Source organism: Chryseobacterium sp. 22543 (assembly GCF_052044565.1).
GTDB lineage: Bacteria > Bacteroidota > Bacteroidia > Flavobacteriales > Weeksellaceae > Chryseobacterium.
In genome coordinates this window covers 277,434-291,609 of sequence record NZ_JBQENH010000001.1, presented here as the reverse complement: position 1 = coordinate 291,609, position 14,176 = coordinate 277,434, and the positions used below count along the sequence as shown (strand labels likewise).

The window sequence follows — 14,176 nt, the reverse complement described above, 5'->3', positions numbered from 1 at the left end:
TTAAAAAAACTAAGTCAATGAAAGCAGCAAAACCTGTAGAAAAAGACAATAAGGCCAATAAAAACCAGAGCAAAAAGCAAAAGCAGAAAGATCGGGTGGCTGTACCTCTGTCTGAGGTGCAAGTGGCAAATATACAGACACAAAAATCTGGAGACTCATCCACTAAAATTGGATCAGCAAATCCTGATAGTAACAGACTCGGTTTAGATGGTACTATTGCAGCCGTTCCCGGCTCACAAACTGTTTACGACCAAGGTGCAGAAATAATGCATAAAAGATTTCAGGAGAGTTTAATCAAAACCGGCGATATCAACCATCCTGATACTCAAAAGATGAAGAAAGGATATATGGCAACCTTGAATGTCAATCAAGTACAAGATTATAATAATATTAAATCGGAAAATTATGTACCAAAGACGTCAGGGGAGCAGACAGCAGTTCGTCAGATAGTTAAAAATCCGGAAACTTCTGTAAAAACGCCAGGAGAAGGAGAAAATGAAACATTAAAAAAAATTAGCAGCCAATCTGAAGCATCAAAACCTGTTATAGATCAGAAACCAAAAGAGAAAGCAGTTGAGATTAAAATACCTCCAATTAAACCAATTTCATCCGAAGTTAATAGCAATAGCTCAAAAAAGGGTGCTGATAAAAATGAAGTGCCTCGCCCAGAAAAGGCTATAGATGACAAAAAATCTAATAATAAAAAATTAAATTCAAAAACTAAAGGAGAAAAAGAAACAAAAGTCGTCATTCCTGATGATATTCAATCCGTTGTTACTCCAAGAATGGATAAAGCTTTTGATAGTGAGCAAGCTGAAATAGCTCCAGATGCACAGGCGACAATCAACATTGTGGGGCTTGTTGCGGCTGCACAGGAGTTTAGGGATCAGGGAGTAGAAGCTAGGGATCAGGTAAAATCTCAAAATGAAGCAGCTAAAACACTAAAAAATAAAATTAAAGAGGTTGAAAAAGAAATTCAGAAATCAGACGATGATTTACAAAAATCAGAAGATAGCATAGAAAGTAAAGAAGCTCTCATCCATAAATTAGAGAAAGGATTAGAGACCTCAGTAAAAAGACAACAAAAGGTAGAACAGGAGGTAGGAATATATCAGCAGGAATATAATAAAAATAAGACCAAAGCAAGTGATTTCAATAACGAAGCAAAAAGTTTACTCGGTGGATCTCAAAAACATCAAGATCCTAAAAATGCTGATTCCGGAAACCTTACCAGAAAATTAAATGAATTAAGTACTAACGCTGGTACGATCAATCAAGCAGTATCTCAGGCAGGAAATACAACTCAGAAATTATCTCAGGAAGCTCAGCAAGCCAAAGGTAAGAATACAAGGATACAGAGCGAAATAATGTCTTCCAGAGCGTCGATACTAAAGTCAAAAGCTAAACTTGCAGCAGATACTAAAAAGAATAAAGAAGCAAAAAGAGAGTTAGGACAACTTAACCCAAGACTAAAACAGGTAGAATCGCAAAGTAAGAAATTAAATCAGGAAGCAAATGCATTGTTATTGGATTCTTACATTATTGAGCATGAAGTGATTAAAACTCAAAATGCTTATTATGCCAATATGTCTAAAGTTGAGGGACGAAATAGTTTGATACAAAAAGAAAAAGATAAAATTCAACAAACACCAAAAGAACTTAATGAGGCAGAGCGTTTATTAGTTGATTTTACACAATTGAAAACACAAGATGAACAAGTAGCTTTCCTAAGACAACTAAGCCCGGATAAACAAAATTTACTAAGAGATAAATTTGAAGAAGTAAATGCTAATTATGACAGTGATCAGTCTGAGCATCAAAGCTTAATCGACCAAAATGTTGAAAGCATCAGAAATTCTCAAATAGAGGTCTTTAATAACAAACGTAAAGATGCTTTACAGAAACCATTAAACTTAGTAACCAAAAATCTGAATAGAATTACCGGTTTAAAAAGATTATGGATGTCTATCTCTATTGCCTTTTCAGATATTTGGAATGACGTCACCTCCATTACCTGGACTGATGTAGGTAAATTTATTGAATCGATCTTTAGTCCAAAAGCATGGGTGGAGGCTATTTCAGGATCTATAAGAGGTATCTGGGACGATTTGACAAGTTGGAAAGGATTCTCAGAAGACCCGGTAGGAATGATTCTTCAAAAAGCAACCGGAATAGCCAATAAAGTACTTGTCATAGCCGGTGTAATTACAGGGATATTGGGTATATTAACACTTGCTGCTGCCGTAGGATCAATTTTCACTCTGGGCGGTTTAGCACCATTAGCTGCCTGGTTGGGAGGAGCTACAATAACAATGGGAACCATCACATTCTGGATTGGTGCCATAGCATTAGGGTTGAATATACTCAACGGAATTAAAAATATTTATGACGTACATACGGCAAAGACGGCTGAAGTTTTATTTAAAAACTCTGGCGAGTTAAAAAGCGACATTGCTAATTCTGGTATGGCCATTTTGGCGATGATAGGTGGGAAAGCCTCGAAAAAAGGAGGAGCTTCCATAAAAGATCTGGCAAAAAGAAACCCGAAAACTTTTGGTAAACGAATGTTCATTACCGCAAGAAATGGAATAAAAGCAAGTATTGTTTCTATACCTAGAAGAATAACCTCTGTTTTCAAAAAAGATACATGGATTAAAGCGGGCCAAAATTTTAAAGCAGCGTATAAAAAAGCAAAAGATTGGGTTACTGAACCTTTCAAGAAAAAGACTACGACAACGCCAAACCGTAACCTGAATCAACTTCCTTTTGAAGAACAGACTGTTCCTGACAGAATGCATGAACAGCCTGTAAGAAATGAAAGAAGTAATGCAAAATCCAATATTAAGGAAGAAGATGTAAAACCTGCTCCAGTGCAGGAAAATGTATATGAAGAAAGCATATTCAGACAAGATAACAGACCTTATTCTCCTGCAGGTTCAAAAGAAGGAAGGATAAAATCTCACATTAATGAAGAAGGAAACTTAACTCCTGCAGACAAAAACGGAAGTGCTACTGTTTCTGATCACGTAAGAGGAAGCGAACCTATGAAAAGTAAGAGTCCTTATACTTCTTTCTCAGATGAAGGTCCTGGTATAGGCAAAACCTACGGAGACAATGTGATTGAAGTTGATATCAAAAGGCTGGAAGCTGATATCGCCGCAGGTAAAATAAGTGAGGTAGAGGTATTGAGACCTGAAAAGGTACAAGCGGAACTACAGGCTAAAATAGATCAGGCGGTGAAAAGATTTGAAGAAAGTCCAACGCCTAAAAATCAAAAAAGAGTAGATGATGCGGTAAGAGATCTTAACAATAGTGTCAGAGACAAAGAGATTTTAATTAAAGGTGAAATTCCTGCTGAGTATTTTAATGTGAAATCGACTAAAAATAATATCTCTAAAAATATTTTGCCAAAAGAAGATCCTCACACATTAGGGAATAAAAAAACATATGGACTAAAAAGTAAGGAACAAAATAATAAAATTAGCTCAACACAAAACCGTACATTTGATGAGAGTTTAGGACCACTAGCTAATCAAGAAGCACAATGGATAAATGAAAGTGGTCATTGGAGAGATACTAATTATGGGCCAAAACCAGGATTAGCTGCAACAGAACAAACCATAGCTACCGGTACGGTCCAAATGGAGTTACATCCTAACTTTAAGAATTTAGTAGGTGAAATGGAAGAGTTGGGATACAAAGTAACTATTATAGAACAGGACTTTGGCAATATAAAAATTGATCCTGAAGTAAAGATTAGAACCATCACTCAAGGAGATGAAATTATTCGATACGAAAAAGAAGTTATATTGATAAAAGAAATGGATTATAATACAATTCTACATGAACATGGACATGTAATTCAGATTGAAAAAATAATTAAAGAAGGACTTAATTTACCTACACCAAAAGGGTTTTTGAGAGAAAATGGAAATTTTGCAACAACATTTAAGGGAAACAGTAATGCTATTAAAGTCTTAGAATATCATAATCGATTAAAAGATTTATCACGATTAAAAGAGATGAAAAGAGCAGGAATAAAAGTTTCTGATACTTCTTTAAAACAAGCCCAACATGGAGTAAATGAATATAGAGCTGAATTTGACAAAATATTGCAAAAGAGTAACTATAGCACTAGTGGAATGTCAACTATTAAAGAATATATAGGTTCTATTTACGATGAAATTAAACAATTAGAAAATAAATTAAAATAATAACATTATGAATATAAAAAGAGAATTTAATTACTCTATGTGCTACTTTGATTCTACATATGAAGATTCAGGTATTCTATTCAATTATGCAAAAGATTTTGGTTATGAGAAAATAAAAGATGCTTTTGGAATAAGCTTAGGGTGGGGAGGAGTAGAAATAGTCTTTTTACCGAAAATAGAAAATATAGAAAATTTTTTGCCCCCTATATCAAATCATGATCTTAATCAACAAGCAGAAGATATATATAAAGCAATACTGTATGGAGAATCTTACATTGTTATACCTTCTAATGAGTGGGCGGGGCAGGTGAAAATTTTAGAACCTGATATTAAGAATTCTTTAATTCAGTCTAAAGAAGAAATGATATTTAAATATAAAAGTTTTATCTTTTTTATTAGTGAACAGGAATATGAAATTTATAAACAAGAAGCAAAAGAAATACAAGAACTAAATACTTTAGAAGAAGAAAAAGAGTATTTAATTATAAGCCATACTCGAACTGAAGATCTAGAAAAACGTATGAAAATTCCTGTATTCATAAAAGAGAAGATTATTCCTTATTTTGATAAGCATGATCTTCATTCTATAGAAAGAATAAGAGATGAAAAAGATGACATTATCTTTGCTAGATTTTAATACATTTAATGCCAAAGTGTAATTTTAACATTAATTTCTTAGAGGAATGAATGATGAATGATGAATGATGAATGATGAATGATGAATGATGCCCCGAATATTTAGTAGTTGATAATGAATGGTAATGTTTTTTATGGTGAACTAAATTTTTTGCAATATGAAAAATTATAAAAAAGAGTTTAATTATATCTTATATTATTCAGATAGTACAAATGAACAAGATGATTTAGACTTCTATGCAGAAGATCTTGGGCAAGAAAAAATGCAAGGTATTTTCAAGCTAACTTTAGGCCTTCATTTTCCAGAAATTTTATTTTTACCAAAAATTGAAAATATATATGAATCATGGCCTCCTCATTTTGATTATCGCTCAATGCAATCAGCAAAAGATATATGCATAGGATTACTTTATGGAGAATCATATATTGTGTTGCCTTATAATGAATGGGCGGGAACAGTGAGAATAATAGAACCAGAAGTTAAAAATGCAATAGTTCAATCTGATTCAGAATCAGAATTTACGGATAAAAGTATTGTCTTTTTTATTACTGAAGAAGAATATGAAATTTATCAACAGGAAGCTAAAAATTATTCTCGTGAGCGACATAAATAATTTTGCTATAACTATAGATAACATTAAACTATCATCAATCAAAAAAATAATTAATGAGTCAACAGTTCCCACGTTAGTATTTAAAAATAATTAATAATAAAATGAATAACCAAATAAACGAACTCCTTTATCACTATAACGAAGAAGGAAACGAAGGATATGATTTAAACGAAGTACAACTCCTTGAAAAAATAGATCCGGACAGAGTTGAACAATTAAAATTGCTTCTTCATAATGACAATCAATATATTGCTTATCAAGCCATGCTTATTTTACTTGCGTGGGCAATACCGGAAGGGTTTAAACAACTTGATCAGTTCATTTCCGAAAAATGGGATGAAAAGGAAAATTTTGAACCTCATAGACTCCACAATGAAGACAATGTATATGATGTAATTACAAATGCCTTATATATTGCTGCATTAAATGGAAAGACCGAGCAGGAGCTTTATCCATATATTAAACATTTTTTGAGCATTTATGGGGATAAATTTTTTGAATCCAATCTAAAAGATTTTCTTTTAAAGAGGAATTGCAGACCACTTTTAAAAGAAACAGAACAGGCAATACATGCTGCATTAGAAAATAAAAGATATTATCAGGCAAGTCAGCTGTTTCCGGTACTTGTTCATTATGATAAAGATAACTTTGATAAATACAAAGAGATTTTTAGTCCTCTAATAAGTGAGGATAATAGAATTGTATATAATATAGAAGAAGCAGAAAAAAGCATTTAATATACATATTATACAATTTGACATAAATTTTAAAGAAAGCCGTTTTATGATCTAATAAAACGGCTTTCTTGTTATAGTGAAAATAAGATATTTCTCTTGCTGCTGCATGAGTCTTTTCGTGTGATTGTATGTGGCAGCAAGAGGGACATAAATTATTGAGGATTAATTGATTAATTACAATTTTATAATCTTTTTAAAGACAAAATTTAAAAGCTTCGTTTTTTCTTTCAATAAAACTGGATATTCTCAAAAAATAAGTTCAGATTTAATGGGATAACATCCAACATAAAAGAATAATCAATACTTTTGAATACATCAAATAAACCAAAGTTAATAACTCATTAAAATATTGAATATGAAAAAAATACTATTCTTTTGCTCCCTTCTGTTCAGTCTTTCCGCTGTAAGTGCCCAGACTATAGAATCCGGAAGCCACAGTACCACTGGATATATCAAAAGCGATGGAACCATAGAAAACAGCAGTCATTCCACTGTGGGATATATTAAAAACGATGGTACGATTGAAAATAAAAGCCACGGCACAATTGGTTATATCAAAAGTGATGGAACTATTGAAAACAAAAGTCATTCTACCGTTGGCTATGTAAAAAGTAACGGTACTGTAGAAAACAGCAGTCATTCCACTATTGGTTACATCAAAGATGATGGAACGGTAGAAAACAGCAGCCACGGCACTATAGGATATGCAAAAGGAGTCAAAAAAGAGTGGGCAGCTGTAGTGTATTTCTTCTTTAGGCTGGATTAATTATCAGCTCTGCGAAAAAGAAACTAGCGTTACCATATAAGTTGAAAAAAAGCTCGGATCATAAGATCCGAGCCTTTTTTATTATAGATACAGAACAGGTTTACTAAACAGAAATGCAGAAACTGTTATTTAATTATTCGGAAAAAAGGATACTGCAACTACAGAACCGGAAGGCCAAAAAACTTTCACAGGAATAAAAAAAGAATGAATTTTGAGCTTTGAAATTTAAGAAGCAAGCCATTCAGTTTTACAAAATAACAGGTACTGCAACTACAGAATCGGAAGGTCCCAAAACTTTTACAGGAATCAAAAAAAGATGAATTTTGGACTTAAAATCAATGATACGAACTAGTATCTCAAAAACAATCATATAAATAATATAAATAGCAAAGAATAGTGAAATTATGGAAAAAAATGAATTAACTCCAAGGAAAGAATTAAAAACCTATTTTGAAACCGGTAAACATCCAACGCAGGGCCAATTTTCGGAACTGATAGATTCTTTAAGACACAGAGAAGATGCCCTGACCAATAAAGAAAAGGCGATCCTTGCCAATAGTCTGGCACTTATTGATAATGCATTCATTTACTATTCTACAAACATTGTTGGAAATTTAAAATTCCGGATTGCTATTAGCTCGCAGGATGAAGAAGACCAGGTGGTAACCGTAAGACAAACTGACAACATTGTGGAAAAGCAATTCTTATTAGGCAGCGCACCTTATACCTTTAAAGTAAAGGAAATATCAGAAGAAACATTAAAAGGAACTGAATATTATCTTTTGAGATATGAAATAAGCCCAAGCTATACAATTTTTAGAATGTTTGGAAATGGCCTGAATACAATTCCTGAAGGTTTTGATTTAGGGTTGCTGGAGGGTAAAAGGTTACCCATACAAATTTATAAACAAGATTATGGAAGAAAGGTAAATGTTATAAATACAAATATTAAGTTTGTTAATAAAACTGAAGTACCTATACAATACAGGGTAAGTGGAAGTAACTGGAGTTCGAGATTCAGAGCTGAAGACTCTGTTACTGATCATTATGATATAGCTGATAATTTAAGCTTTAATTATAAGGCAGACCTTACAGAATTGAATCAATCTATACAATGCACTATTGTTGATGAAGATACAAATAGTCTTCTAGCTACAGGCTACTTATATGCCGGACAAAATCAGGACGCCTGGTATGGTGGTGACATAAGTGGAATCAGAAATGTAAGAATCGAATGTAATTATTCTATCAATGAAAAATAATCAGACAGGAATATCTGAGGAGTAATCAATATTACGAAATATTTATATTGGCATAATCAAATTCGCCAAAAAGGATCTAAGAATAAGGGTGTGAGTTTTGAAATCATGTACCCATCATTCGACTTTAAAAACTAAGTTTACTGCCACTACAGAGCAGAACAGTCCAAAAAAAATTACAGGAATAAAGAAAAGGATGAGTCCCAAACTTTAAAAACATAACATTAATAATCATTGAAAACCAAAGGTAATTATGCTCTAAGCATAAGCCGCTAAGAATTGTAAAGTATTATGGAAGAAAATAAACCAACTACAAGAGACCAGTTAAAAACCTATTTTGAAACAGGTAAACATCCTACACAAAACCAATTTTCGGATCTGATTGATTCTTTAAGACACAGGGAAGATGTTCTAAACAAAAAAGAAATGTTACTCTTTGCTAACAGTTTGGCATCTATTGATAGTGCGTTTATTTACTATTTTGCAAATAACGTGGGAAATTTGGAAATCCAGATTGTTGTGGCCTCACCGGATGAAGAAGATCAGGTGATCACAATAAAAGATTCTACAAAAGTAGGTGTAGTGAGACAATACTTATTTGGAAGTGCTCCTTATACGATTAAAATAAAAAATATATCAGAAGGTAATTTAGGGGAAACTGAGTATTATAGTTTTGGTTATCAGTTAAGTGAAAGCTATTATATTCGTAGATTATTTGGAAACAATCTGCATACACTTCCTGATGGTTTTGACTTTGGAAAATTGAAGAATACCAGACTACCCATCGAAATTTCCAAAATGGATAATAAAGCAAGAATAAATATTGTAAATACAAGTATTAAGTTTCTTAACAAAACTGAAGTGCCTATTCAATATAAAGCATACTCGCAATATTGGGGTAATGAAGAAAGATCTGAAGATACTGTTACCGATCATTATGATGCATGGGACTTTCTGTACATTTCTTATAATGCGGACCTTCAAACAAGCAGCCAGAACATACGGTGTGATTTGTATGATGCAGATACTAACACTCTTGTAGCGACAGGGTATTTGTATGCCGGGCAAAGTCAAGAGAGTTGGTGGGGTGGCCAGGTAGAAAAAGTCAGAAATGTTAGGATCGAATGTAATTATTCTGTTGTTGAAAATAATAACCAGGCTGAAAAAGAGTTACAGGAATAAAAAAGGGACTAGGTACTGACTTTTAACTATCAGATCATTGATGTTAAGAGCATAATTAAGACATAAAGAAAATGTTCTGATCAGAAAAAATAAAGCAGACTATTTTTTAAAATAAAAAGAAAACCAGTTGAGCTGTTCATGAGCTGTTTTCTGATGAAATAAACAGAAATGTCACCTGTGAAATGATCTAAAGACACAGTTACTGCAACTACAGTACAGATAGGGCAAAAAACTTTTATAAGAACAAAAAAGTGATTAATTTTGAACTGTACATCACAACATAAATAGTACTGTTGTGTAACAAAACAAGCCGTATCCTATGAATATAAAAGATCTTGAGATCTACAAGACGGCAGAGAAGTAACCCATTACATTCTCATTACTGAAAATACAACCTCAATTGGGTAGGATGTTCTGCAGCGGGAATCTTTTTCCACTGGAATTTTATCCGGAAAGCGAAATGAAGGGTTGTCACATCTGTTTTTTTGAAAACAAATAATAAATTCTGTGAAAACGGAAGGTGGAAATGTATTGCAAAAGATGAAGAAACGAGAACCGTAGAGTATAGGTGTAATTATTTGTTTATGAGTGATATGGAAGTTGCTGCAACTACAGGATAGAGAGGACTAAAAACTTTTATAAGAACAAAAAAAGAATCAATTTTGAACTGTACATCACAACGGATAATCAGCTCCGGAAAGCAGGCATACTAAGAATATAAGCAAATAAAGAAAACTAAAATATCATGGAAGAAAACAATATATTAACCCCAAGAGAGGAGCTGAAAACCTACTTTGAAACCGGTAAATATCCTACAGAAAGCCAGTTTGGCCGATTCATAGACAATTATCTTCATTTAAATGAGCTTAATTTCGGCCTGGATGTAAAGGCATCAGCAGACTGGACCTCCAAATACTATCATTTCTATAGAGCCGGAAATATTGAAAAATCAGGACGAGGACATATCAACCTTGAAGCTGAAAATGGAAGCCAGCCACAGCCAATAGATAATTATGCACATGCTTTCAGTAGAAGTATAAGTTATAAGTATTTAAAGGTAAAATTATCAAACGAATTAGATATTGATAAATACAAGCCTAAGATTATCATAAAACGGTACAAACAGAAAAAAAAGATTAAGGATGGAGTGAAAGATGGAGGCTTTTACAAGGAACAGCTGTTAGACGCAATATCCTGGGGCAGAATGTCCGAATATCCGGTAACATCTAAAGAAATGATTCTGGACATCAATCCTGTTAATTATTTCAGACCTGGATCAGAGGTTAATGAATTTTATCCATCGGGAACACTTACCAGACTGGGCTCATTCAGACATACAGTTCATCATAGAAAACCATTTTCTCTTATTCAGATGTTTTTGGAAATTGAGATAAACGGAACAAAATATACATCGTACCCCGTTAATATAAAAATTATTTTAGGGCGTGACTTTAACGATTTGGTTAATTACATTATTGACTAATCACAAACATACCTCAATCGGAGAGATTCTCATTGACAGGACACCTCTTAGCGCTTGGAATCCCGGAATTTTCTAATGTAAAAGCATTAGAATCTCTTCCCGGAAGCAGAATGACGGGTCTTCGGATCTGCAGTTCTCTTTCAGGCGTAGATTGATTCTTTAAAAAAGCAGGACTCCAATGACGGAGCGACTTTCCAAAAGCAGCTGCTTCGGCAGTTGTGGAGAGACACTCGAATGTGAGCTACTTTCCGGTTGAGGTTTTCTTAAGCAAACTACGAAATACAACGTAACCATCCTTGAGATGTGTTGCATGATATTTAAAATCATATAAAATATAAAACATACCTCAATCGGAGAGATTCTCATTGACAGGACACCTCTTAGCGTCTGGAATCCCGGAATTTTCTGATGTAAAAGCATTAGAATCTCTTCCCGGAAGCGGAATGACAGGTCTTCGGATCTGCAGTTCTCTTTCAGGCGTAGATTGATTCTTTAAAAAAGCAGGACTCCAATGACGGAGCGACTTTCCAAAAGCAGCTGCTTCGGCAGGTGTGGAGAGACACTCGAATGTGAGCTACTTTCCGGCTGAGGTTTCTTGAAATCAACCACAGGACAGATGGAAGCATCTTAAAATAAAAAAGAAGCAATGCACCAGATCTTTAAAAGCATAAAACCAATGGAGTCAGAACAATTACAAAAATTATTTACTCATTTAGAAAAGGTTATTACATGGCGTATAAACAATCCATCAGAGGATTTTAATGTAGGAGCCCCTGAATTTAATACCAGTAACCATGAAAATTTTCAATTAGGAGATTATATTTCAGGGAAAGAGCTTGCCCATCAGGAAGTTGTGATTCTTTTAATGGCTTTATTACCACGATTGGATCCATCATTGTTGAAACGCATTTATTTGGAGTTTCCAGGGAGTGCGATGTTTGACTTCTGTGCAACCAATGATAGTGGCAGGCTCTTTTATCCTACAATTCAGACCGCTCAATATATTTTAGGAGGGGATAGTATCTCAGAACGATTGAAAGTACTGGATTATTTCGGCCCGAATTCGGTTTTGAGTAAAGAAGAACTCATTGCTTTTTCAGGTTCAGCTCATGAGAACAGCCAGATAAGAATTCATGAAGAAGCTTTTAATAAAATCATTTTTGGCTTGGATTTATTGCCGAAAATGAGCAATGATTTTCCTGCAGAACAAATACATACCCGTCGATCATGGACCGATTTAATACTTCCTCAAACTACGCTGCAGGAGCTTAAAAGTATTGAAGCCTGGTACCATAGCAGCAGGATTCTTATGGAAGATTGGGACATGCAGACAAAACTTAAACCAGGGTTCAGAGTGCTGTTTTATGGAGAACCGGGAACCGGAAAAACTCTTGCAGCCAGTCTTTTAGGGAAATACACCAAACGTCCTGTTTTCAGAGTAGATGTCTCTATGCTGGTCTCAAAATATATCGGAGAAACAGAAAAGCAATTAGCTAAACTGTTCGACAAAGCAGAAAATAAAAACTGGATTTTATTTTTTGATGAAGCAGATGCTATTTTCGGAAAAAGAACCTCTGTAAAAGATGCCCATGACAAATATGCCAATCAGGAAGTTTCTTATTTGCTGCAACGCATAGAAACATTTTCAGGACTTATTATTCTGGCATCCAACTTTAAAAATAATATGGATAAAGCCTTTACGCGACGCTTTCATAGCTGCATACAATTCAATAATCCAAAGCATGAAGAGCGTCTGCGTATCTGGCAGCAAAACGTACCGGAACAATTACAGCTTGAAGATATTGATCTGGAACAAATTGCCAAACGATATGAATTAACCGGTTCTAATATTATGAATATCATACAGGATGTGAGTTTAAAAACAATAGCATTAAAAGAACCCGGCTACAAAGTAAGTGTAGACATGTTACTGGACAGCATTAAAAAAGAGTACGTAAAAGAAGATAAAATATTTATGTAAGAATTTGAATTCCAATCAGGTTTTCCGGAATTGAAGAATTCAAGAAATCAGAGCTATAGGCCTGTTCAATTTTTAAAACTAAAATCAATGAAAGCAAAAATTCTGTTATTGATCATATTGAGCAGCCTCATGTTGGGCTGCCGGAGTAAACACAAAATTACAACCACTTATAAAGAAAATACAAAAGAAACAGAAACAGCTGATTCTTTAAGCTTACAAAGCTCACAATCAATTCAAAGTATATCAGATGATGTGTCATTGAAGGAAGAGAGAAATGAAATCTCAGGAGATCTATTGATAAAAGGAAAATCTGATGTATCCAATCCCCTTATTTTCCATAACATAGTAGGGAGGGATACCATTCAGCGTATTTCCATTGTGGGAAATGCAGAATATTCCATCAGCAACCATTATGCAAAGGCCAGCCATGAAAAATCAGAGGTTAAAAAAGAAGAAATCACCTATGTTATTCAGGATTTAACTCAGAAAACGAGTTCAAAAGAAACGGTCAAAGAAGTAGCTTCAAAAGTCTCTGAAGAAACAAAGAAAATCCAATCAAATGGATTTGAAATCCTGGCCTGGATTTTCATTACGATTATTGGAATCACTTTAATACTCATCTTTTTCACCTATAAATATTTTAAGAAATGAAAACATCACAAAAAGGAATAAACCTGATTGTATCATTTGAAGGTTTCAGTGCTAAGTCTTATCTGGATTCTGCAGGAATTCCGACAATTGGGTATGGTAACACGTACTATCCGGGAGGAAAGAAAGTAACCATGAAAGATCCTGCAATCAGCAAAGAAAAAGGAATAGAGCTATTTTCATCTGTTTTACCAACGTATGAAAAAATCGTCAACAGTAAAATTAAATTGATTCTTACTCAAAATCAATTTGATGCTCTTGTCTCTCACACGTACAATACAGGAGGATCTGACACTCTGTTTTCTTTGATTAATAAAAAGGCAGATGAGAAAACAATCAGAAATTGGTTTACCGAGAAATACATTACTGCTGCCGGAAAAACGTTAAACGGACTCATCCGCAGAAGAAAGGCTGAGGCTGATCTGTTCTTTTCTAAATAAGCAATTCCCACCTAATAGTGGGGACTTTAAACCCTATATTATCATTGGAAATAAATCTCAAAGTCAGGTGATTTCAGAGATAGCAAAAGTGGAATCAGCTTCATTGATTCTTTCTAAGTAAATGCATACCATATAGCTTCATCTGCAACGATATGGTTTTCTTCGCTCCCCTTAAAATGCCGCGCAATAGAAATAATCTTTAGGCCTTTCCCCAAT

Annotated in this window: 12 protein-coding genes; all 12 read left to right on the top strand. The window is 34.0% G+C overall.

The window, feature by feature from the left end:
- The first annotated feature begins 17 nt into the window (after positions 1 to 17).
- The 12 genes from ACTJIP_RS01235 to ACTJIP_RS01180 all read left to right on the top strand — a co-directional run bounded on the left by ACTJIP_RS01235 (position 18) and on the right by ACTJIP_RS01180 (position 13,960).
- Positions 18 to 4,214, top strand: coding sequence for a hypothetical protein (locus tag ACTJIP_RS01235; protein WP_440704004.1), 4,197 nt, complete (start codon positions 18 to 20; stop codon positions 4,212 to 4,214).
- Between the two features lie 7 nt (positions 4,215 to 4,221).
- A complete protein-coding gene (locus ACTJIP_RS01230; protein WP_077418687.1) occupies positions 4,222 to 4,851 on the top strand; it encodes a hypothetical protein in 630 nt (209 codons plus the stop codon).
- A 157-nt stretch (positions 4,852 to 5,008) separates the two neighbouring features.
- Complete coding sequence (locus tag ACTJIP_RS01225) at positions 5,009 to 5,464, top strand: hypothetical protein (RefSeq protein ID WP_077418688.1); 456 nt, start codon at positions 5,009 to 5,011, stop codon at positions 5,462 to 5,464.
- A gap of 101 nt (positions 5,465 to 5,565) precedes the next feature.
- Positions 5,566 to 6,201 carry a hypothetical protein gene (locus ACTJIP_RS01220; protein ID WP_440704003.1) on the top strand — a complete coding sequence of 212 codons (636 nt, stop codon included), beginning with the start codon at positions 5,566 to 5,568 and terminating at the stop codon, positions 6,199 to 6,201.
- 355 nt (positions 6,202 to 6,556) lie between these two features.
- Entirely contained in the window at positions 6,557 to 6,967 is a 411-nt protein-coding gene (locus tag ACTJIP_RS01215) for a 5-fold beta-flower protein (protein WP_077418690.1), read from the top strand.
- Between the two features lie 404 nt (positions 6,968 to 7,371).
- Entirely contained in the window at positions 7,372 to 8,229 is an 858-nt protein-coding gene (locus ACTJIP_RS01210; protein WP_077418691.1) for a hypothetical protein, read from the top strand.
- A 288-nt stretch (positions 8,230 to 8,517) separates the two neighbouring features.
- Positions 8,518 to 9,408, top strand: coding sequence for a hypothetical protein (locus ACTJIP_RS01205; protein WP_077418692.1), 891 nt, complete (start codon positions 8,518 to 8,520; stop codon positions 9,406 to 9,408).
- Positions 9,409 to 10,153: 745 nt separating this feature from the next.
- Positions 10,154 to 10,891, top strand: coding sequence for a hypothetical protein (locus ACTJIP_RS01200; RefSeq protein WP_440704002.1), 738 nt, complete (start codon positions 10,154 to 10,156; stop codon positions 10,889 to 10,891).
- A gap of 365 nt (positions 10,892 to 11,256) precedes the next feature.
- A complete protein-coding gene (locus ACTJIP_RS01195; protein ID WP_440704001.1) occupies positions 11,257 to 11,379 on the top strand; it encodes a hypothetical protein in 123 nt (40 codons plus the stop codon).
- Positions 11,380 to 11,537: 158 nt separating this feature from the next.
- The gene (locus tag ACTJIP_RS01190) at positions 11,538 to 12,872 is read left to right on the top strand and encodes an ATP-binding protein (protein ID WP_440704000.1); all 1,335 of its coding nucleotides are present in this window, start codon (positions 11,538 to 11,540) and stop codon (positions 12,870 to 12,872) included.
- A gap of 87 nt (positions 12,873 to 12,959) precedes the next feature.
- Complete coding sequence (locus ACTJIP_RS01185; protein WP_440703999.1) at positions 12,960 to 13,523, top strand: hypothetical protein; 564 nt, start codon at positions 12,960 to 12,962, stop codon at positions 13,521 to 13,523.
- Complete coding sequence (locus ACTJIP_RS01180) at positions 13,520 to 13,960, top strand: lysozyme (protein WP_077418696.1); 441 nt, start codon at positions 13,520 to 13,522, stop codon at positions 13,958 to 13,960. The genes ACTJIP_RS01185 and ACTJIP_RS01180 overlap by 4 nt, the downstream gene beginning before the upstream one ends.
- Positions 13,961 to 14,176: the final 216 nt, after the last annotated feature.